We start from the raw sequence: 22,046 nt of genomic DNA on the forward strand, positions 1-22,046 counted from the left end.
ATCTTTTCATAAAATCTTGAAGTGCTTAAGTTTTTTTTTTGTCCTTAGGGATTTATAATGCTAAGTACCTCATCACGATCGTTTAAAAGCAAATTCAGAGCGGCATTTTGGCCTGTGCATAATTATGAACTCGGAAAGTTTATTCCGATGAGTGCCTTAATGTTTTGTATTTTATTTAATCAAAATGTTTTACGAATCTTAAAAGATAGTATTTTAATCTCCGAGATTAGTGCAGAAATAGCAGGTTTTGCTAAAGTTTATTGTGTTACGCCTGCCGCTGCTTTATTCGTGATTATTTATGCTAAAATGATTAATCACCTTACTTTTGAAAAGATCTTTTATTATTTAAGTGCATTTTTCATCAGTTTTTTTGTTTTATTTGCCTTTGTAATCTATCCTAATATTCATATTTTTCATGTACATCCTGATAATCTAGCTGGATGGATGGAACGCTATCCTCATTTTAAGTGGTATATCTCATTAGTAGGTAATTGGGGTTATATAGTATATTATAGTTTTGCCGAGCTTTGGCCTAATATTTTTTACGTATTATTATTTTGGCAGTTTGCTAATGAACTTACTAGTACCGAAGAAGCAAAAAGATTTTATACTCTCTTTTCGCTATTCGGCAACTCTTCTTTAATATTAGTCGGCTTTTTAATGATGAATCTATCATCGGAAAATACTATTATTAAGAAGTTTATGAGTATTTCGGATAGTAAAATCACTTTAGTTCAAGTATCCACGACAATTGTGGCGATTATTGCTATTATTTGTTGTTTGTTAGTTAGGTTTATTAGCAAGCACGTTTTCACTAACCCGTTATTTTACGCTAAAGCAAAAAGCAGCAGATCAACTACAGAACGTATGGGATTAATTAAGAGTTTGAAGTATATTGCAAAATCAAAATATCTATGGTTACTTTTAATTTGTTCAGCAGCTTTCGGCTTATCAATGAACTTAGTTGAAGCTGTATGGAAAGCAAAAATAAAAGAGTTATACCCAACAGTTAATACTTATGCTGAATTTAATAGCTTATACATATTATGGACCGGTGTCACAATAATGGTTATGACCATCATCGGTAATAACGTTATGCGTATGCATAATTGGTTTGTTGCTGCGGTAATTTCACCGATTATAATAATGGTGACCGGCATTTTGTTCTTTACACTTATCGTATTTGATCAACAAATTTTATCATTATTTGATGGAGCAATTTTAATGTCACCTCTTGCTCTTGCCGTTTCAATCGGCGGTATTCAAAATATTTTAGCTAAAGGTACTAAATATTCTATATGGGATACTTCAAGAGAAATGTTATATATCCCTCTTGATGAGGAGCTTAAAACCAAAGGCAAAGCTGCGGTTGACGTGATAAGTGCAAAAGTCGGCAAATCCTCTAGCGGTCTTGTGCAATCTATTATTTTTACTTTAGTTCCAACCGCTACTTTTACCTCAATCTCACCCATTCTAATGGTAGTATTTACTTTCGTATGCTTAGCATGGATTTATACAGTAAGAAAAATATATTTTGAATATCAAAAAATAGCATAATGATATCGACATTGCCCGCGTGGATCCCAAGCCGCCATTGCGAGCGGGCATTGTTGTGTGGATCGATTTTCTATTGTCATCCCGCGACTTGATCGCGGGATCCAATCTATAATACTAAAATTATTAGTACTTTAAGTTATTTTACTAGATATCGTGGTCAAGCCACGATATGATACATAGAACCTTTTATAAACTTTTCTATCATTCTAGTAACGGAACATTCTAGCTCAATATCTAATTTTGAATAATCAGAAAAGTTAAACCATTTAAGTTCATTCGATTCGTTATTTTTTATAAAATTATCATTATTTACTGTTTTTAGTAAAAATCGTACATCATAGTGATAATGAGCAGGCTCCTTATGAGTTTGCGGAATATAATGGGTGTCTATATCAAAAATCTCCTTATTTATAGTTTTGATCTCATTAATTCCGGATTCCTTCCATAGCTTCTTTAACTGCTACATTTAATATATTACTATCTCCATCACAATGACCGCCTGGTTGAAGCCACTTATCAAGCTTTTTATGGTGCATCAATAAAAATTTAGTTTTATCATTATTAAGTAAAAAAGCCGAAGCAGTGAAATATCCTATTTGTAAATCTCGGCTAAAAGGGTTTTCATATTCATTTAAAAATTCAAGCATTTTTGTTTTTGTAACAATTTCTTCAGGGTATGTACTACTGTAATTTAGTAGTTTAATATGTAATTCATTCATAACGATAATTTTTTATGTATTGAGCTTCGATATTTAACTCAAATTTCTCTGCTAAGTCAAATGAAAATAATGTCATATTTTACCATGTTTCATGGTAATTATTATTGACAATTGATTAATGTTTAGTTATATATTATGCTTCTAAGATTTAATATTAATTAATAAACTTATATTTATGCTTAAAGAAATAATCAATGTATAGTAAACGGTAATACAAACCCTTGGTGTGGTAAGCTTGCAGTAGTAGGAGCATGTGCTGTTGGAATTTATGTAGTAGTAATTGATCCACCTTTGAAAATTGCTATGGCATGTGCTGCCGGCATAATGGGGAACATTGGCTGCGATTAAAGTAGGAGAAGCCTGTTATAATTATTATATGGAAACAGATACTCAAGAAGGACTAATCGGGGAAGTAGAATATAATACTGAAATATAATAATAAAATATTTTTAATGAATTTAGAGGATAAGTACTTCTAAGAGGCTACCTGTAAGTTCATATCATTTAAGATCAAATTTTATCACTATTCAAACCGTTTTTTAGTCTAATTTTGACTTGTTTTAAAGAACGAGGAGTTGCATCCGTAACTTCAATTTCAATATTTTCTGAAATATCTATTCTAGTACCGATAGCCGGAACACTACCAACTCTAGTCAATACTAATCCACCTATCGTATCAAACTCATCATCATCATTTTTTAGCTTTTCTCCTATTATTTCTTCAAGCACTTCTACTTCAACACGTGCATTTGAAATAATTGTTGAGTTATCAATAACCTTGAAATTATCGCTATCTAATTGCTGATCATGCTCATCATCAATTCGTCCTACTATTTCTTCTATAAGATCTTCAATAGTAACTAAACCGTCAGTACCGCCATACTCATCAACAACTATTGCAATATGCGTTCTCTCACGACGCATTTTTGCTAGCAAATCTAATAATTTCATAGAAGGAGCTGCAATTATATGCTTACGTATAAGCTTTTTTAAACGACCATTTTGCTTTGTAGCCAATGCTTTAAATAAATCCTTGATATGAATGAACCCTACTACATTGTCCAAAGTACCGTCATATATAAGAGTTCGTGTATGTGGGACTTCTAACTTAATAGACTCACTTAATTCTTCTAGATTCGTAGTTAATCTTATTGCCGTAATATCGGAACGCGGTACCATTATATCTTCAATAGTTTTATCTTCTAGCTTCAATAAATTAGCTAAAATATTATGCTCGTCTAAAGTCATTTTTTGGCTATTAATTTTAAGGCGTTTTATGACACCAAAAAAATTATCGGGCGTTTTTGTTTTTCTAAAAAAATTTTTTATCGGAGAGAATAATTTTCGTACAGTAAAAATTAACTTATTATTTTGATTTTTTTTACTAGAATCTTCTTTTTTTGAAGATTTTAACATAAATTTTTTTATTTAGTTAATAAGGGGAAGAAATACCGAAACATGATAATATTTCAATTTCTAGATTTTCCATAATATTTGCTTCTGTGTCATTTTGATGATCAAACCCGATTAAGTGTAAAATACTATGTATTAAAAGATGAATAAAATGATTCTCAAAAGTTTTTTGTTGCTCACACGATTCATTATATATTACCTCATAACAAAATGCTATATCACCTAAATGCATATAATCAGAGTCACCTAAAAATTCAAGTTTAGAATATAAATCCTGCCAACTTAATTCGTTGCTTGGAAAAGAAAGAACGTTAGTAGCTTTTTCTATATTACGAAATTGTTTGTTTAAGGTCAATATTTCTGCAGTATTTGTTAGTAAAATTGATAATTCAAATTGTTTTATTTTACTAAAATTATCAAATCGCAATAAAACATTTTGAACAATTTTTTTGATCAAAGTCTTATTTATCTGCTTATGCTCACGCCATTTATTATAATTTCTTACAATTTCTATGTTTATCATTTTCTTATTTTTTAAGCTTTGTTGCATGGTTTGGTTTTTTCGTCATTGCGAGCGACTAAAAGGAGCGTGGCAATCTCAGGAATCCTGTACTACTTGCTTTAGAGATTGCCACGTCGATGCTATGCATCTCCTCGCAATGACGCTGCCGGTAATTCTCTTTTAATTTTTGAAAATCCTCATCGGCATGGTATGAAGAACGGGTTAGCGGGCTTGCCGAAACCATTAAGAATCCTTTTGTTTTTGCTACTCGCTCTAGATATTTAAACTCTTCCGGAGTAACATATTTTGCGACCTCAGCATGATCTCTGGTAGGTTGTAGATACTGCCCAATAGTTAGAAAATCAACCTTTGCTTCTCTTAAATCATCCATAACTTGTATTACTTCACTTATTTCCTCCCCAAACCCTACCATCATACCGGATTTTGTAAAAATTTCAGGAGATAATTTTTTGATATTATGAAGTAAGCTTAAAGAGTTATAATATCTAGCTCCAGGTCTAATCGTTTTGTATAAAGACGGTACTGTTTCGACATTATGGTTAAAAACGTCAGGTTTTGCATTTGCTATTATTTCAGCTGCTCCTTCTTTTCTTAAAAAATCGGGTGTTAGAATCTCGATAGTAGTATTTGGTGATGATTTGCGGATTTCGCTAATACACTGTGCAAAATGCGAAGCTCCGCCGTCCTCAAGATCATCACGATCGACGGAAGTAATTACTACATGCTTAAGATTTAGCTTTTGTATCGCCTCCGCTAACCTTTGCGGCTCATGCGGATCAAGTAAATCCGGTCTACCCGTTTTGACATTACAAAACCTACAAGCTCTAGTACAAACTGAACCTAAAATCATCACGGTTGCATGTCTTTTTGACCAGCATTCACCGATATTAGGACAAGCAGCTTCCTCGCACACAGTATTTAATCTCAGATTCTTTATTAAATCTTTTGTATTATAGTACTCTGCAGAATTAGGAGCTTTTACTTTTATCCAATCAGGTCGTTTGTTTAAATTAGTCATAAAACGGAAATAATTTAATTAATTTTGTCACTTCATTTAATACTTTCTGCTCAAACTCGCTATTATCTTCATTATTTTTTAAGCCGTCTAAAATATCTGCTACCATATGACCGACTAATACAAAATCCTTTTCTTTAAAGCCTCTAGTAGTGCATGCGGGAGTACCAAGGCGAATACCTGAAGTGATAAAAGGCGAAGTTTCATCAAACGGAATAGCATTTTTATTGCAAGTAATACCTGCTCTATCTAAAGAATTAGCAGCAAGCTTTCCAGTAATCCCGTCTTTACGCAAATCCACTAAAACAATATGATTATCAATACCACCTGTTAATATATCATATCCTCTTTCTTGCAAGCTACTTGCTAAAGCTTTAGCGTTACTTATTATCTGCTGAATATAACTTTTATATTCAGGCTGCAGGTTTTCTAAAAAAGCTACGGCTTTTGCAGCGATTACATGCATTAACGGACCACCTTGTAGTCCTGGAAATAATGCAGAATTTATCTTTTTGCCCATCTCTTCATCGTTAGATAAGATTAAACCGCCCCTTGGTCCTCTAAGCGTTTTGTGAGTGGTAGAGGTAATAATATGAGCGTAAGGAATAGGGCTTTGATGCTCACCTGTGGCAACAAGTCCTGCAATATGAGCAATATCTGCCATGAAATACGCTCCAACTTTATCCGCAATTTCTCTAAATTTTGCAAAATCAATATTACGAGGATAGGCAGAAAAACCGGCTATAAGTAATTTTGGCTTATGTAAAACTACTAGCCTCTCAATTTCATCATAATCGATTAAATAAGTCTCTTTATTTACGCTATAAGAAACGGCGTTAAACCATTTACCGGACATATTAGGGGCTGCACCGTGCGTTAGATGTCCGCCGCTATCTAAAGACATACCAAGAATTGTATCACCAGGCTGTAATAAAGCAAGATACACGGCTTGGTTTGCTTGTGAGCCTGAATGAGGTTGCACGTTTGCGTATTTGCAATTAAATAATTTTTTTGCTCGCTCTATAGCTAAGTTTTCAGCTTTATCGACTTCCTCACAACCGTTATAGAATCGCTTGCCTGAATACCCTTCCGCATATTTATTAGTCAGAATCGACCCCTGAGCTTCAAGCACAGCAGGACTTACAAAATTTTCTGAAGCAATAAGCTCGATTACGCTACTTTGACGTAGCTTTTCATGCTTTATTATTTCATCAATTTCTTTATCCGTTTCGTGTAAATTATTATTAAAAATATTCATTTATCCTCATATGGTTTGGTTTTGTTGTGTGGATATCTAATCGTCATTGCGAGGAAAAATTGAAAATTTTGACGAAGCAATCTCATGCCAAAATCCTGAGATTGCCACGCAGCCTACGGCTGCTCGCAATGACAGTTATTTATAAAATTAATCGCAATCTCAAGCCCCCGTCCGTCTATTGAATGAGCAAGAGACGTTAATTTATGTCCTCTAGGATCTATATGAAGCTTAGATAAATAATTTGAAGCATTATACATCTCGCTAACACCGAACACCTCATCTAATTCCCCATGGATCAAGCATATAGGAGTAAGTTTATTATTAACTTCCATAGGTGGAATTAATGCACCCGAAAAACCTATAGTACAAAAAAATGGCTCTTGCTGAATCAGAGTTAAATATAGACCAATCACTGTACCTTGAGAAAAGCCAATAATGATAGTATCTTTGTTAGTTAGATTTAATTCTTCTTGTTTTTGTTTTATTATATCCTCAAGTTTAGAAATATTATTCGCAATTAGCTTTGCCATAATATGCGGGTTACGATCTTGTAAACTAAACCATTGCCTACCGTACGGTGCCATATCGTAAGGCTGGATTCCATGCGGGGAAATAAAATGACAATTGGGTAAATCATTCTTAATGTAAGGGACTAACCCTATTAAATCGTGACCATCCGAACCGACACCGTGCAGTAATACTACTAGCTTCTTTGCCGGCTGCTCTTTACTTTCTACTTCGGGGTATTCTAAATGTTTAATCATGTTTTTTCATAAATTTGCTGTTTTTCCATCATTGTGAACGAGCAAAGCGAGTGCGGCAATCTCAGGAATTTAGTACTGCTTCATGAGATTGCCACGTCAAGGCTTCGCCTTTCCTCGCAATGACGTTAAGAATGACATCAATTCTTCAACATCTTCTCAAGTTCGCCGCTTTGGTATAACTCTTTAGTAATATCACAACCGCCTACTAATTCCCCATTAATGTATAATTGCGGGAATGTTGGCCAGTCGCTAAACTTTTTTAAATCTTCACGTAATTCAGCATCAAAAAGCACATTGATATCACGAAATTCTACACCTAATTTATTCAAGATAGCTACTACAGTTCCTGAAAATCCGCATGCAGGCGACTCTTTAGTACCTTTCATGAACAATACCACTTTATTATTTTTTATTTCATTTTCTATAAATTCAAAATTTTTATTTTCTAGCATTTTAAGACTCAATAATTTATCTTCTAAAATACACTTTCTATAACAATATATGCAAGCACAAATAGTTAATAAAATTTTTGAGATTTTTAGCAAGAATAATCCACATCCGAAAACCGAATTAATATATAAGAATGATTTTACCTTATTAGTAGCGGTAATATTATCTGCTCAAGCCACCGATATATCAGTAAATTTAGCGACTAAATCTTTATTTGAAACTTATGATACACCAGAAAAAATTCTAGGACTCGGTGAAGAAGAACTTAAAAAATATATAAAATCTATAGGACTATTTAACAGCAAAGCAAAAAATATTATCGCATTATGTAAAATATTGATAAGCAATTATCAAGCTTCAGTACCAAATGATTTTAAGGAATTAGTTAAACTGCCTGGCGTCGGAAGAAAAACCGCTAATGTTGTACTAAATTGCTTATTCGGCATGCCCACAATGGCAGTTGATACACATGTATTTAGAGTAGCTAAAAGAATAGGGCTTGCTAAAGGTAGTAGTCCTAAAATAGTTGAAACGGAGCTACTGCAAATTATCGATGAGAAATGGCTAATGCATGCCCATCACTGGCTAATATTACACGGCAGATATATATGCAAAGCTAGAAAACCCGATTGCGATATTTGTCCTATTAAAGAGTATTGTGAGTATTAGATTATATATACTCACAGTAAATGAAACAGGTATACGAAGATCAACTTCAAAAAGAGCTAGGAGTTCATAAGGCGAGGAGCGGAGCGTATATTAATACGTGAGCACCACAGCTCTTATAGAACGACAACGCCAATTTTTGAAGTTGATCGAGTATATTATTTTCAAGTTGACAATTTTTTACTTAATTCATAATATCTAAGCTCAATTTGATAAAGGTAAAATTTATGCGTTCAGCACTTATAACTTCTATATTAGTAGCTGTAGCTTTCTTAACAAGTGCTTGTAATACAATGCAAGGAGCTGGTCAAGATGTGCAGGCAGCAGGTAAAAAACTTGAGGATTCAGCAGAAAAAAATAAACCTAAAAAAGGTTGCTGTTGTCATTAATATACTTGCCGTATAATGTCATTCCCGCGAAAACGGGGCGTTGTTGTATGGATCGAAAAACGCACTCGGTGTCATACCGTGGCTTGACCACGGTATCCATAAAAACAACTAAAACTATTAACAATGTTAGTATTTTTAACTGGATGCCGCTATAAGCTCGCGGGATGACAATAGAAAACCGGTCCACGCAACAATAACGTAAGCAAGTTACTCTACTTACTCTCATTCACCAATTTATATATCTCTTTCTTACTATAAACATTTTTAAATTTCTCATAAGCAAGTTCGGTAGTGGTTTTACTACTTAAATTTCTATTTAAACAAAATTCTATAAATTCTTTTAAATCAAGTTCTAATCTTTCTTCTCTTTCTTGTATATTCCTTGAAATCAATAATACTATCTCACCTTTTAAAATATTATTTTGATAAAACTTTATTATTTCATCTATATCCCCTGTTTTTATTTCTTGATACAGTTTAGTTAACTCACGAGCTACGCATATTTCTCGATTTCCTAGTATTTCTTTAGCTACCGATAAGGTGTTTATCAAGCGAGGGGCTGTTTCAAAGAAAATCAAAGTAACCTTAAGATTTACTAGTTCAGAAAAAATCTTTTTTTTACTTTCTATCGTTTTAGGTAAAAACCCGTGAAATAAAAATCGATCAGTAGGAAGAGCTGATAAAGTTAGGGCAGTAACCGGTGCAGATACCCCTGGTACTACGTCTATATGACAATTAAGATCGCGTATATCTCTAACTAACTTATAGCCAGGATCGGAAATTAAAGGAGTCCCTGCATCAGAAATTAAACTTACTATATTGCCCGATTTTATTAAACTTATAATATTTTCTCTATCTTTCTCGTCACTATGATCATTATAAATTTGTAATTTTGTATGAATGTCATGTTTTGCTAGCAATTTTTGTGATATTCTAGTATCTTCACATAAAATAATATCTGAGTTTTTTAGAGTCGATATAGCACGAAGCGTTATATCTTCAAAATTACCGATCGGTGTTGAAACAATATATAACCCTGGTTTTAAAATCATAATTTTTAAATTTTAAGTAACATTATGGCTAGTATAAAACATAAACTACGAATCGTTCTATCATTTTTTTGCTTGATATATTTAACGTCCTGTCAAACTCCTAAAGAAGAACCTATAAGTTTTCCTCAAAAAGAACAAAAAGAAATTGAGATTGCAATTTTAATGCCAAATCAGGGTCCTGATAGTATCGTCGGGAAACAATATAAAGATTTAATTAAAATGGGACTTAACGACGGGATCAAATCTTACATACATGTTACTTCTTACGACGGTTCAGACGAAAAAAACGTTTTAGCTGCTATGGATAAAATAGTAGCACGTAAAACTAAGATTATTTTAGGTCCTCTATATTCTAACTTTACTTCTCTAATAGCCGAAAAAGCAAAAGCTAATGATATTATTATAATAACTATGTCAAATAATCCGGCTCTTGCAGAAGATAAGTTATTTGTATTCGGTCATGCACCTTTAAAACAACTGATACGCATCATTAATTATTACGCAAGTAACGACCATAAAGATTTTATGGCATTATTACCTAAAGGGAAGTATTCGCAAACTATTAGTCAAGTAATGCAAAATATATTGATTCAGAAAAATGCATCATTATCACGCACTGAATTCTATGAGGATAATCCTGAATCTATAGCAAAAGCCGCAAGAAATATTTCAGACAATACCGATATTATAAATGAACGTAGCGACACGACAAAACCGGTTATTTATCTATCAGACGATCCAAAAAATTTAAACCTACTCGCTGATAGTATTCGTAAATATAATTTAGATAAAAAAGCTATTTTAATCGGTGATAATCGTATTGATATCGATTACCCTGAAAATATCGATATTAGCTTTACCAGTCCTTTAAATTTACTCAATAGCAATGTTCCGGATAGGGCAAAAGACTTAGGTATTAACCATATGGGTTTCATGCATCTTCTTTCTTATGATTTAGGACGTATGACTGCAAACTATATAGGCAATGAGTTTACATCTGAAAGGTTTTTAAATAGAATGAACAGTAGACAACCTTATATAGGTTTATCCGGTAATATTCATTTCATCGATGGAGTAGCTCAGAGACGATATGATATTATTAGGAAAGAGAATGGTATATATTCTACTGTTTCAGGGAATTAGGGCGTTGCCTGCGTAGATGCCTGAGTCGTCATTGCGAGGAAATTACGTAGTAATTGACGAAGCAATCTCAGGATATTTGACAAGATTGCCACGCAGCCTACGGCTGCTTGCAATGACGGAAAAACCGATCCACGCAGGAATGACATCGAGTTAATTATTTGTTTTTATCATTATCACTACCGTCGTCTTTCATACCGTCTTTAAAAGCTTTAAGACCTTTAGCAAGATCGGACATGACTTGCGGTAATTTGCCGGCACCGAATAATACAAAAATAATTAATAAAACTATTAATAAATGGCTAAAGCTCATTCCCATGATATTTTTGCTGTATAAGTTAAAATTTTATTATATAAGATATTATAGCTCTAATCTAGGATAAAATAATTAAAGAAATGTTTACTAAAAAACAATTTTCAGAATTTTTTGCTACTTTTTTTTATATCGGAAAAATAAAATACTGCCCAGGCACTTTTGGGTCGATTGCTGCTTTCCCTCTAACTTACTTCTTAATATATTTTATTGTTAATAACAAAATAATCATTCCTTTCTCAAGTCTTACTCTCGGTGAAGCTCAACTTGTCAGTATATTTATTATAAGCTTTAGCATATGTTTGATACTCTTAATACTCGGCACTTATTTTACTAAAATATATTTAAATTATACAAATTCAGAAGACCCTAAAGAAATGGTAATTGATGAAGTAGTAGGGCAAATGCTAACTATCGTTTTAGTATTTTTTTCCGCTTTATTTGCTAATGAATCGCATTTAATTAAATATTTTAGTCCGCTAACAATAAATATTATATTACTTTTCATATTACCTTTTTGTCTATTCCGATTTTTTGATATAGTAAAGCCCTGGCCTATTAATTGGTTTGACAAAAATATTAAGGGCAGTATCGGCATTATGCTTGATGATTTGCTAGCCGCAATATTTGCTGCGGTAACTCAATACGCAATTATATTTGTGTTAATAGATATTCGACAATAGATTTGCTATTAAAAAAGATCATTGACTAATTTCTAATATAATAATATGATACGACAAATATTTATAAATTTTTAAAGAGATAGTTTTCATGTTCGCAGTTATAAAAGCAGGTGGAAAACAATATAAAGTAGACAGAAATAGTGTTATTAAAGTCGAAAAAATTGATGGAGAACTTGGCTCTAAAATTCAGTTTGATCAAATTTTAATGATTGGCGAATACTCAAAGCCTTCTTTCATTGGTACTCCAATAGTTAAAGGGGCTGTCGTTACGGCTGAAATTACTAACCAGCTTAAGGATAATAAAATTATAGTTTTCAAGAAAAAACGTAGAAAAAATTATCGTCGTAAAGCCGGTCATCGTCAAGAATTGACAGAATTAAAAATATTAGATATTATCAAACAATAATAATCACTTAAAAGGAATTATAAAATGGCAACCAAAAAAGCCGGTGGTAGTTCTAGGAACGGAAGAGACTCGGCCGGTCGAAGGCTGGGAGTTAAAAAAGCCGATGGACAATATGTAATACCCGGTAATATTATAGTTAGGCAACGCGGCACAAAAGTTCATCCTGGAACAAATGTAGGGCTTGGTAGAGATCATACAATATTTGCTTTGATAGAAGGTAGAGTAGAATTTTTAACTAAGCGAAATCATAAAGTCGTGAATGTTAAAGAAATTGCAAGTGCTTAAGTATTGCGGTTTGATCTACTAGTGTTACATGGAACGAAAAATGTTTTTTATGGCATTGTCGCATGGACTGGTACAATCCACTGTGTCACCCCGTGGTCAAGCCACGGGATCCATAAAAACAATTTAAAATACTAATATTATTAGTATTTTAAGCTGGATCCTGCGACTTGATCGCAGGATGACAACGGAAAATCGAGCCACACAACAATGCAGATATACTTCAAGTAAATGAAGAGTAGGTATACGAAGGTCAATTTCGAAAAGAGCAAGGAGTCTGCAAGACGAGGAACAGAGTGTATACTAATGCGCGAGTACCACAGAACTTGCTAGGCGCGACGACGCCAATTTTTGAAATTCACCGAGTATACGGCTTCCTATATAATCTATGGCCTTAATAATTCAAAAGTTCGGTGGCACTTCCGTTGCGAATATTGATAGAATAAAAAAAATCGTTCCTATCATAAAAGCCGAAATAGCTAAAAATAACCAAGTAATTGTAGTAGTTTCGGCTATGGCAGGTGTTACTAATCAACTTGTCACATTGTGTAATGAAGTATCAAGCCTTAATAACACTTCTCAATTTGCAGAATATGATGTAGCACTTTCTAGTGGTGAAATAGTCACTGCTTCATTACTTGCATTAGCTCTTCAAGAAGAAGACATAAAGGCACGATCATTTCTAGCTTGGCAATTACCGATTCTCACCGATAATAATCATAGTAAAGCTTTAGTAGAATCAATTACTACAGATTTACTAGAAAAATATTTACAGTTAAATACCGTCCCTATAATAGCCGGTTTTCAAGGAATTAACAAATCCAATAGGTTAACCACTTTGGGCAAAGGAGGATCCGATATTACTGCCGCCTTAATCGCTGCAGCTATGAAAGCCGATAGATGTGATATTTATACCGATATAGAGGGAATATTTACTGCTGATCCAAGAATTATTCCAAATGCCAAGAAGATAAAAGAAATAGATTTCTTAGAAATGTTAGAACTAGCATCAAGTGGAGCAAAAGTATTACACCCTAGAGCCGTAGAGTTAGTAATGCGGTATAAAATAGATATGCGTGTTCTTTCAACATTTTCACCGAATACAGAAGGTACGTTAATTACTTCAAGAGATACAAGATCTCTTTTGAAATTCGCTTATAGGGAGAAATATTTGAAGGAGACACGAAACGCAGCACCACAGCATACAAAAAGTACGTGAGGATAAGGGGGTAGGATCGACGTACAAATTACCCCTAGAAGTAGAATTTCAAAAGAGATCTAATATGGAGAATGGAATCATTAGCGGCATTACTTCTAATAAAAATTTATTAAAAATATCTGTAAAGAGCATTTCTTTAAGTTTTTTGCAAGTTGCAAATATGATTATGAAAAACAATAATCATATTGAGTTTATGCAAGAGATAAAAAATAATGCAGAATATAGTTTTATTACAAATTTAACTGATAAAAATAATTTACAAACTTTACTTACTAATTTAAAAGATGATAAGCAGATACAAGATTTTACTTTTGATACCGAAATTGCTACAATCTCTCTTATTGGTCATGGGATTAAAAATGATTGTAAATTACTTGAAACGATATTATCAAAGTTAACGAAAGATAATATAAATGTTAACATGATACAATTATCAGAAGTTAAAATTACCTTATTAATAAATGATCAAGATGCAGAAAAAACAATTTTTAATTTATATAATCTTTTTAAAATATCTTAGATTCTGTATCTGAAATTTAATTTATCTCTTAAGTTATTTTATGTTAAAATTATAAGATTTTGAAAAGACATGGCTTCTATTTCAGAAAAATTTTATAATTTGTGACAAAAAAAGTTAAAATAGATTAATTTAAATTTCATATATAAGACCTCAATACTTAATTAAAATAGCTTAGATTTATTATTTTCATTATAATTATCTTCTATTTACTATTTATTAGTTATATATTAATAAATAAGTCTTACAAATCATAAATTCTTATCATTTAAAAAAATTATTTTAACTCTCAATTTTTAGGAGTAAATTTTACAGGAAAAAATAATGAGCGAAGATATAAGGTCAAAAGAAAGATTTAATCGGATTAACGATATATCAGAAACAAATAAAGATGGTCCAGAAGAAATTAGAAATAATTTTAAAAAATTTGTACTGAATATATTAGAAACAGACAATATAACCCCATATAAGTTAAGTGAAAAAACAGGTACCCATGAAACAGCATGGAAAAATTTTCTAGATGGTCGTACAAAAATGCCTGATATGGGAGCAATTGTTGCTCTTGCCGATTATAAAAATGTTCCACTAGATGAAGTAATAGGCAGAGATATAAATAAAGAAAAAAAGACAATGGTAGAAATAAAACAAACTCCGGAAATATCGGCATCTATAACTAAACTACCAAAAGACATACTTCAAGAAGCCATGTTGATAGGAGAAAAAACTAGAGGATTTATGCATAAACCGACAACTAAAGAGACAAAATCTTTTGCTGAACAAGTTAAAAGCTCTAATAAACCGAAAGGAAGGTCTATCTAAATAAAAATATGTTTTTCAATATTGATCCTAATATAAAACCTTACTTGATATTCTAAAATGGAAAATAACTTCAAAACGACTAAAATGGCCAACAGCACTGCCGTTTACTTTCACTGGTATTCCACCATAAAAAATAACTAGCAACGAAAATATATACTTCTGTGAAATACAGAGTTGGTATACGAAGATCAACTTGGAAAAGAGTAATCGGTCTGTAAGCCGAGGAGTGGAGCGTACAGAAATACGTGAGCATCCGAGGACTTACAAAGACGACGCTGCTAATTTTTCAGGCGGAAAGAGTATAGTCAATTGATTTGGACTTGCCTACATTGTCGCTCGTCGCTCTCCTATTAGTTATAGGCTTTGCTCCTTGTATGCAAATCCAACTGAATTGACTATATACGGGTAAGTTATGTAGGGCATGTAACCTTTTTAATTCAAATAGACGGTTTAAATATCCTAACTGATCCGGTATGGTCGGAGCGGGTTAGTCCTTTTACTTTTGCAGGACCAAAGAGAGTGGTAAAACCTGGTATTAATTTTATCGATTTACCTAAAATAGATGTTATATTAATAAACCATAATCACTATGACCATTTAGACATCAGAACAATTAAAGATTTATGGGTACGAGATAAGCCTAAGATTATTACACCGCTAATGAATGACATAATAATCAAAAAACATATTACCGATGCAGAAATTATTACCTTAGGGTGGGGGAGAGTCATATCAAGAACAAGAAATACAGCTAAATTCAAAAAGTTTCTGAGAAGATGAATTTAAAGGCGATGTAGAATTTTATTTAGAACCGGCACAGCATTGGGTCGGCTAGAGGAATATTTGATAAAAATAAAGCATTATGGGAACTTTTATCATTAAAACTAAGATAGGAGATATTTATTTTATAGGTGATTCGGGTGTTGCATTAGTCCATTACCGCTTTTGGCTTCTACTATTCCTATAGACATAAATATATTATCTGCATTACTTACTGAACAACCAAAAGCACTCATTAAAAAGTCACGTGTACGAGCTCCGTTAGTTTTAATCATTTGTATATAATTAAGTAATACAAATATATCAGCTCCTGTTTTTTCTCCTAAAATTACAGCAGGCTCACCTATATTTTGAGTAATTGAGAAAGCTTTTTCTTCAGGCCATAATAAAGGCATATATATTAAGTAGTATAAGCATTATTATAGGAGCTATGGAAACGAGATACTAAATCACATCAAGCTTTTGTGTTCTAATATCTTTTTTGTGCAATAGCTTAACTCTTAAACCATTCTTCTGCATTGCTAAAGAAATTTCTTGCTTCAACAATTCTTCCAAATGATCTTCATAGTCATATTTACGTTCTTTGCAATTACCAATATCGAACGTATATACTTCCGTTTGCATCGGTAAAACTAATATTTCCTTGTGAGCGATCATATTTTATTATATCCGCTAACATGACGCACAGAAGTTACTTTTGTACAGCTTGAAGTAATAAAAACTAATAAAGGTACTTGCATTCATTATTTTCGTCAAGATTTATTTTTTACCTATTACGGTTAAATAATATGGTCATAGAATAAGCAAGTACGGCAAACATGCAAAGATATAAAATCGGAAATAGGTTAAAATCAAATGATTTTATTACCTTTGCACAAATATAATTAGCAGTACCGGACATTAACATTGAGCCGATATTATGCCCTAAACTTATAACACGATAGCGTTCTTTAACTACAAAAGACTTAATAACTATACTATGAGCAAGAGCATTAAAAGGAGCAACTGATGCAGCTAACATTAAACTAGCTGCAAGCCCTAAATTAGTCATTTGATATTTTACTGCTATCACAAAAAATACACTTGCTGTAATAGTACATATAAATGCAGTTTTTAATACTGAATTAACTCCTAAACGATCAGCAATAAAGCCGGCAATCGGCATGCAAACAGCAAAGCATATTACTATTAAGACTGAAAAGGAACTCATAATAATACCGACTGAAGGTAATACGATTGGTAAATATTGCTTCATAAAGATGATCGCAATTTGATATGTTACTCCAAAACCTCCGGCTAAGAATATAAGAGGTAAAATATCCTTCCATTGCTTTTTAATTATGAAGCTAAGTTTTTCAATAGAATCTTGACTATGATGTGCTTCTTTAAATTCCGGTGTTTCATCAAATTTTTGACGGTAATAAAGGGTTATTAATGCAAGCGGTAAACTTAGTAAAAACGGAATACGCCAACCCCACTCCGGAAAAATATGAGAATTAAAGAAATTAGTTGCACCAATCCCACATAATAAACCCATTACTCCTGTACATCTAGTTATCGCCGAGGCAGTAAATCGGTATTTTGCTCCTAAATGTTCAATAACATAAATCGCTGCACCGTCATATTCCCCTCCAATAAAAATACCTTGCATGAAACGACATAAAACTAAAATTATTGTACTCCAAACTCCTATCGAAGAATAATCAGGCAATAAACCGATTATTAAGGTAGGAATTACAATACCGATAATCGTAAAACTTAAGGCTTTTTTTCGACCGTATATATCCCCTATACGTCCAAAAATATAAGCACCCATAGGTTTTGATAAATATGCTGCTGCATAAACGGCAAAAACATTTACAAGTTTTATTAATGGATCAGTACCGGCTGAAAAGAATTTATCGGCAATTATTGCCGCTGAAAAACCATATAAACTATAGTCGTAATACTCAATGATAGTGCCTAAAAAAGCACCGAGAACTTTATTGCTCGATTTTGTTTGTTTCATTTTAAAGATATACTGTGAGTAAGAGAAAGTAGGTAGACGAAGTTTAATTTGGAAAAGAGCAAGGCGTCTTGAAGCTGATAACTGCAGCGTACATACTAGTACGTGAGGATTATCAGCAAAAGACTTTGTCGCCAATTTTTCAAATTAAACGAGTATACATGACCGCTTTGGCCGTTACTTAAAATCCTTCAAAGACCTTTATGTAAAGGTGGACTTCATATATCTAAACTGAATTAGTATTAGACAGGGACGATGTCCTAAAAGTTAGTGGTAGTCCTAGGTTAATATTAAGCTCACGAACCAAGCAGCCAAGAGCTAATATATCACTTTCCCATTTTACGTGCAAGGTTTTCTAGGTAACCTGCTATAGTAGTTAAGGTTTCTGCGAATTTTTCTTCGTCTGGATGATTTTTTTGAAAGCCGTTTTTATCAAGCTTTTCTGTTAGGCTTGCTATTTCAGCTTGAGCATTAAGGGATGCCATAACTAATAATAGCTCAAAAGAGGCTGTAGGACTACCAAGTTTAATTTCCGCTACTTTATCATTTAATTTATTCGCTAAAGATAGTAATTCTTCCTCATCTCCATTATTACAATATAATTGAAAACTCTTGTTATTTAATGTTACCGTAACAATTGACATAATTATTTTTGCTGTTTTTTTATTTCTTCAAGTTCATTAATATAAATGTTAATTTGATCTAGCATTTTTATATAATTATCTTTTAATTCTTTATTTTCATTTTGTAATTTTTTAACTTCATTTTGATTATTTAAAAGCGTACTTAATAAATCATCGAGTTTATGCTCAACTTCTTCCATTAATTTTTTTAGACTGCTTGCATAACTTGCTTCTAAAGGTAATTTGTACGTCGAGCCGGTACTCGCATCCTCACGTACTTCTTTGTACGCTGCAGTGCTGCGTTTCGTGTCTCCTTCAAATTCCTCTTTATTAGCTTCGTTCTGTAAGCAGTCTAATATTTCATTATCCATTTTCATTTAAGCATTAATTATGAATGGATGACTTACAATAATAATCGATAACATTATAATAGATATAAGTACTAATTGTTTTTTACGTTTATAATTTATCAATGCCATAGCTCTTTTATTATTTAATAATTTTTCGGTTTCGTTCTGTTTAGTAGCTTCTATCTGCTCTGCATTTCGATCTTTTACATTAAGATAATCCAAGTATAATTTTAAGTAACCTCTTACGTATACTTCTCCCGGTAAAACATTAAAATCCTCCTCTTCTAAAGCTACTAAATATTTTTTTCTAATTTTTAAATCACTAGATACCTGATTTAAAGTTTTACCTGAATCTAACCTAATTTGCTTAAGCATTGACGACATAATTTACTCAAGTTTTTGTAAGAATATTTCAAATTTCTTATTTGCTAAAATAATTATATTTAAGTCTATAGTTTCTTGAGATTTAATTTCTTTAATAAAATCAAGAAAATTTCTAACTAAGTTATTATTATTATCAATCCATAAATCTAAATCAATAGTTGTTTTAGATTTATTAATTATTTTTATTAATAATCTACGTTGTTTGTCATATAAATCATCTTTTAGCGATTGAATACCTAAGCGACGCCAAAATGAATCGTTCAATTGCCTATCACAAGCTTTACGTAACCAATCAAGACTAAACATATCACTTATAGCAAAATAAGCTTTTGCTATCTCTTTATTATTTCCTGAAGTCTGTTTTGTTACATATATAATGTCAAATATTGAAATTAAATTGTCAAATGTAGCGATAGTAGCAGCAAATGATTCCTCTACCCCGCTAGTTGTATAATAATTTAATTTTTCTTCAAATCTTATTTTAGTTTCTCCAACTAATAAAGTATCTACCGTTTTTCTTAAGTTTTGTGCAGGAACTCTAAACTCTTCTATAGTTTCACTAATATTAATAGGATGTTTTAAATTTTTAATAAACCATGAAATACCCCGACGCATTAATTTCGTTATTTCGGTAAACATGTCGATTTTTACATTGTAATCAATATTAGTAGGTAGCTTACTTATCGTTTCCCATATATCATCAAGATCAAAAATTGCACAAATAATGGTATATGACCTTATTATATCACAAAGAGGAGCCCCAATCTCATGCTTTACAATACTAATAAGCGGTCCTCCAAGCTGATTAATTATTTTATTTATAGTAACGGTTTTAATAATCTCATGTTTAAGAGGATGAGATAAAATTTCATTACGAAATTTTTTTTGCATCATTTCAGGAAAATAATCTATAAGATATGTATCAAAATATTTATCATGAGAAAAAGTAGAATTAAGTAACTCGTGATAAGCCGACCTTTTACTATATGATAGTAGTAAGCAAAGCTCAGGACGAGTTAATACTTCACCGCTAATAGCTCTTCTATTCAATTCTTCTGCACTAGGCAAGAATTCATTTTCCCGCTCTAATACTTTTTCTTCTTCTAAAATATCTATAAATTGACTAAGTATATTAACGGTTAAAGTAGGAGATAGTTGCATAATTGTTATTGCTTCGGTTTGCTTATAATTATCAAGCAATACTAACTCTTCAACTTGTTTTGTCATATCGTTTAGAAGTTTATTACGTTCTTCTAAAGTAATTTTTCCTGAGGTTATCGCACTACTTAAAGCAATCTTGATATTTACCTCATGATCGGAGCAATCAACACCTGCTGAATTATCAATAAAGTCGGCATTTATGCGTCCGCCTTTTTTAGCATATTCAACTCTACCTCTCTGTGATACACCGACATTACCGCCTTCTGCTATAACCTTTGCTCTAATTTCTTCACCGTTACATCTAAGGTTATCATTTGCTTTATCACCGATTTCTAAATTATTTTCCATTTTAGCTTTGATATAAGTGCCTATTCCGCCATTCCACAATAAATCAACATCTGCTTTTAAAATAGCTTTAATTAATTCTTCCGGTGATATATCATTATCATTTATATCAAGTAATTTTTTAATTTCCGGTGATAATTTTATTAATTTACTACTGCGTTCAAATACTTTGCCTCCTTTAGAAATAAGCTTAGAATCATAATCGGACCAATTAGAACCCTTTAAATTAAATAAACGCAAACGCTCATTAAAACTTGATAAAGGATCAGGAGTAGGATCAATAAATATATGTTTATGATTAAAGGCGGCGACTAACTTAATAGCCTCTGATCTTAGCATACCGTTACCGAATACGTCTCCCGACATATCTCCTATACCTACGACGGTAATAGGGTCTTTTTGGACATCTAACCCTAAAGTTTTAAAGTGATTAGTTACGGAGATCCAAGCTCCTTTAGAAGTAATAGCCATTTTTTTATGATCGTAACCTGCAGAACCACCGGAAGCAAAAGCATCATCAAGCCAGTAATTATATTCTCTTGCCACACTATTAGCATAATCCGAAAATGAGGCTGTACCTTTATCGGCAGCAACCACTAAATAAGGATCTTCTTTATCATAAATAATAACGTCTTTCGGATGTACTACTTTACCGTCAATGATATTATCTGTTATGTCTAATAAACCTCTTAGGAAATTCTTATAGCATTCTACCACTTTTTCCATATATTCATCACGAGTAAGCCCTTCCTCAGTAAAATGAACATAAAAGCCGCCTTTAGAACCGACAGGGACAATAACGGAATTCTTCGTCATTTGTGCTTTCATAAGCCCAAGTACCTCAAGCCTATAATCTTCTGCTCTATCCGACCATCTAAGCCCCCCGCGTGATATGGGACCGCCTCTTAAATGAACAGCTTCAAAATTTCTAGAATAAACAAATACTTCGGCAAACGGAACAGGTTTAGGCAAATCCGGTACTTTTGAAGAATCAAACTTAAATGAAAAAATATGTTTATGTGGTTGATAGTAATTTGTTCTAGTAATGGCATTAACTATACCAAGCATATTACGTAGTACTTTATCTTCACTACTCATCTCAACGGTTACTAAGTAATTATTTAGTTTGTCTTTAATTACGTCACAATTATTAGACATCTGCCCAAACTTCGCTTCTAGAAGTAATTTAGACGTCGAACCGGTACTCGCATCC

Annotated in this window: 23 protein-coding genes, 1 other RNA gene and 4 pseudogenes; 10 read left to right on the top strand and 18 right to left on the bottom strand. The window is 32.4% G+C overall.

From position 1 onward, the window contains the following. The first annotated feature begins 57 nt into the window (after window positions 1-57). Window positions 58-1,557, top strand: coding sequence for a GTP/GDP exchange transporter Tlc5 (gene tlc5 / locus AB1146_RS01325; protein ID WP_010421381.1), 1,500 nt, complete (start codon window positions 58-60; stop codon window positions 1,555-1,557). A gap of 157 nt (window positions 1,558-1,714) precedes the next feature. Here the strand turns inward: tlc5 and AB1146_RS01330 are convergent. The 7 genes and pseudogenes from AB1146_RS01330 to grxD all read right to left on the bottom strand — a co-directional run bounded on the left by AB1146_RS01330 (window position 1,715) and on the right by grxD (window position 7,701). Beyond that, window positions 1,715-2,093: pseudogene (locus tag AB1146_RS01330) on the bottom strand (NUDIX hydrolase). A 693-nt stretch (window positions 2,094-2,786) separates the two neighbouring features. After that, window positions 2,787-3,692, bottom strand: coding sequence for a hemolysin C (gene tlyC / locus AB1146_RS01335; protein ID WP_010421372.1), 906 nt, complete (start codon window positions 3,690-3,692; stop codon window positions 2,787-2,789). Between the two features lie 16 nt (window positions 3,693-3,708). Continuing rightward, on the bottom strand, window positions 3,709-4,212 hold the full coding sequence (gene ybeY / locus AB1146_RS01340; protein ID WP_010421369.1) for an rRNA maturation RNase YbeY: 504 nt from the start codon (window positions 4,210-4,212) through the stop codon (window positions 3,709-3,711). A 55-nt stretch (window positions 4,213-4,267) separates the two neighbouring features. Then, window positions 4,268-5,230: a lipoyl synthase gene (gene lipA / locus AB1146_RS01345; protein ID WP_010421366.1), complete on the bottom strand. Its 963-nt coding sequence runs from the start codon at window positions 5,228-5,230 to the stop codon at window positions 4,268-4,270. Continuing rightward, complete coding sequence (glyA, locus tag AB1146_RS01350; RefSeq protein WP_010421364.1) at window positions 5,223-6,485, bottom strand: serine hydroxymethyltransferase; 1,263 nt, start codon at window positions 6,483-6,485, stop codon at window positions 5,223-5,225. The genes lipA and glyA overlap by 8 nt, the downstream gene beginning before the upstream one ends. A 113-nt stretch (window positions 6,486-6,598) precedes the next feature. Beyond that, complete coding sequence (locus tag AB1146_RS01360; protein ID WP_010421361.1) at window positions 6,599-7,249, bottom strand: hydrolase; 651 nt, start codon at window positions 7,247-7,249, stop codon at window positions 6,599-6,601. Window positions 7,250-7,386: 137 nt separating this feature from the next. After that, window positions 7,387-7,701: a Grx4 family monothiol glutaredoxin gene (grxD, locus tag AB1146_RS01365; RefSeq protein ID WP_029374744.1), complete on the bottom strand. Its 315-nt coding sequence runs from the start codon at window positions 7,699-7,701 to the stop codon at window positions 7,387-7,389. Window positions 7,702-7,750: 49 nt separating this feature from the next. Here grxD and nth point away from each other — a divergent pair, with 49 nt between their 5' ends. Both nth and AB1146_RS01375 read left to right on the top strand, forming a co-directional pair. Beyond that, window positions 7,751-8,368 (top strand): endonuclease III, encoded by a 618-nt coding sequence (nth, locus tag AB1146_RS01370; protein ID WP_010421357.1) that lies wholly within the window; start codon window positions 7,751-7,753, stop codon window positions 8,366-8,368. Window positions 8,369-8,592: 224 nt separating this feature from the next. Continuing rightward, window positions 8,593-8,754, top strand: coding sequence for an entericidin A/B family lipoprotein (locus AB1146_RS01375; RefSeq protein WP_010421354.1), 162 nt, complete (start codon window positions 8,593-8,595; stop codon window positions 8,752-8,754). 212 nt (window positions 8,755-8,966) lie between these two features. On the opposite strand, the gene rsmI is transcribed toward AB1146_RS01375, so the two are convergent. Continuing rightward, on the bottom strand, window positions 8,967-9,806 hold the full coding sequence (gene rsmI / locus AB1146_RS01380; protein WP_010421353.1) for a 16S rRNA (cytidine(1402)-2'-O)-methyltransferase: 840 nt from the start codon (window positions 9,804-9,806) through the stop codon (window positions 8,967-8,969). Window positions 9,807-9,830: 24 nt separating this feature from the next. On the opposite strand from rsmI, the gene AB1146_RS01385 reads away from it, so the two are divergent. Beyond that, window positions 9,831-10,949, top strand: coding sequence for a penicillin-binding protein activator (locus AB1146_RS01385; RefSeq protein ID WP_010421350.1), 1,119 nt, complete (start codon window positions 9,831-9,833; stop codon window positions 10,947-10,949). Window positions 10,950-11,103: 154 nt separating this feature from the next. On the opposite strand, the gene AB1146_RS01390 is transcribed toward AB1146_RS01385, so the two are convergent. After that, a complete protein-coding gene (locus tag AB1146_RS01390; RefSeq protein WP_004997483.1) occupies window positions 11,104-11,265 on the bottom strand; it encodes a Sec-independent protein translocase subunit TatA in 162 nt (53 codons plus the stop codon). A 77-nt stretch (window positions 11,266-11,342) separates the two neighbouring features. On the opposite strand from AB1146_RS01390, the gene AB1146_RS01395 reads away from it, so the two are divergent. The 5 genes and pseudogenes from AB1146_RS01395 to AB1146_RS01420 all read left to right on the top strand — a co-directional run bounded on the left by AB1146_RS01395 (window position 11,343) and on the right by AB1146_RS01420 (window position 15,185). Continuing rightward, entirely contained in the window at window positions 11,343-11,942 is a 600-nt protein-coding gene (locus AB1146_RS01395; protein ID WP_010421305.1) for a phosphatidylglycerophosphatase A, read from the top strand. Window positions 11,943-12,030: 88 nt separating this feature from the next. After that, window positions 12,031-12,348 carry a 50S ribosomal protein L21 gene (rplU, locus tag AB1146_RS01400; protein WP_010421302.1) on the top strand — a complete coding sequence of 106 codons (318 nt, stop codon included), beginning with the start codon at window positions 12,031-12,033 and terminating at the stop codon, window positions 12,346-12,348. A 24-nt stretch (window positions 12,349-12,372) separates the two neighbouring features. Beyond that, on the top strand, window positions 12,373-12,633 hold the full coding sequence (rpmA, locus tag AB1146_RS01405) for a 50S ribosomal protein L27 (RefSeq protein ID WP_010421299.1): 261 nt from the start codon (window positions 12,373-12,375) through the stop codon (window positions 12,631-12,633). A 385-nt stretch (window positions 12,634-13,018) separates the two neighbouring features. Next, window positions 13,019-14,369: pseudogene (locus tag AB1146_RS01415) on the top strand (aspartate kinase). 321 nt (window positions 14,370-14,690) lie between these two features. Then, a complete protein-coding gene (locus AB1146_RS01420; protein ID WP_010421296.1) occupies window positions 14,691-15,185 on the top strand; it encodes a helix-turn-helix domain-containing protein in 495 nt (164 codons plus the stop codon). A gap of 301 nt (window positions 15,186-15,486) precedes the next feature. On the opposite strand, the pseudogene AB1146_RS01430 reads toward AB1146_RS01420, so the two are convergent. After that, window positions 15,487-15,558, bottom strand: a pseudogene (locus AB1146_RS01430) (palindromic element RPE2 domain-containing protein); the annotation flags it as partial. An 83-nt stretch (window positions 15,559-15,641) separates the two neighbouring features. On the opposite strand from AB1146_RS01430, the gene AB1146_RS01435 reads away from it, so the two are divergent. Next, window positions 15,642-15,965 carry an MBL fold metallo-hydrolase gene (locus AB1146_RS01435; protein WP_232203696.1) on the top strand — a complete coding sequence of 108 codons (324 nt, stop codon included), beginning with the start codon at window positions 15,642-15,644 and terminating at the stop codon, window positions 15,963-15,965. Window positions 15,966-16,090: 125 nt separating this feature from the next. On the opposite strand, the gene AB1146_RS01440 is transcribed toward AB1146_RS01435, so the two are convergent. The 8 genes and pseudogenes from AB1146_RS01440 to AB1146_RS01475 all read right to left on the bottom strand — a co-directional run. Continuing rightward, complete coding sequence (locus tag AB1146_RS01440; protein WP_232203658.1) at window positions 16,091-16,360, bottom strand: hypothetical protein; 270 nt, start codon at window positions 16,358-16,360, stop codon at window positions 16,091-16,093. A gap of 49 nt (window positions 16,361-16,409) precedes the next feature. Beyond that, window positions 16,410-16,622: a hypothetical protein gene (locus AB1146_RS01445; protein WP_232203657.1), complete on the bottom strand. Its 213-nt coding sequence runs from the start codon at window positions 16,620-16,622 to the stop codon at window positions 16,410-16,412. A gap of 109 nt (window positions 16,623-16,731) precedes the next feature. Beyond that, window positions 16,732-17,973, bottom strand: coding sequence for an MFS transporter (locus tag AB1146_RS01450; protein ID WP_010421291.1), 1,242 nt, complete (start codon window positions 17,971-17,973; stop codon window positions 16,732-16,734). Window positions 17,974-18,128: 155 nt separating this feature from the next. Then, window positions 18,129-18,287: non-coding RNA, 6S RNA (ssrS, locus tag AB1146_RS01455), on the bottom strand. Window positions 18,288-18,296: 9 nt separating this feature from the next. Continuing rightward, window positions 18,297-18,614 carry a cell division protein ZapA gene (locus tag AB1146_RS01460; protein WP_010421289.1) on the bottom strand — a complete coding sequence of 106 codons (318 nt, stop codon included), beginning with the start codon at window positions 18,612-18,614 and terminating at the stop codon, window positions 18,297-18,299. Window positions 18,615-18,616: 2 nt separating this feature from the next. Then, a complete protein-coding gene (locus AB1146_RS01465; protein ID WP_010421286.1) occupies window positions 18,617-18,964 on the bottom strand; it encodes a palindromic element RPE1 domain-containing protein in 348 nt (115 codons plus the stop codon). 6 nt (window positions 18,965-18,970) lie between these two features. Continuing rightward, entirely contained in the window at window positions 18,971-19,327 is a 357-nt protein-coding gene (locus tag AB1146_RS01470) for a helix-turn-helix domain-containing protein (RefSeq protein WP_010421283.1), read from the bottom strand. Window positions 19,328-19,330: 3 nt separating this feature from the next. Further along, window positions 19,331-21,985 (bottom strand): annotated as a pseudogene (locus AB1146_RS01475) (NAD-glutamate dehydrogenase domain-containing protein); the annotation flags it as partial. Window positions 21,986-22,046 lie beyond the last annotated feature (61 nt).

The sequence above is a fragment of the Rickettsia helvetica genome (assembly GCF_963970025.1).
Taxonomy (GTDB): Bacteria; Pseudomonadota; Alphaproteobacteria; order Rickettsiales; family Rickettsiaceae; genus Rickettsia; species Rickettsia helvetica.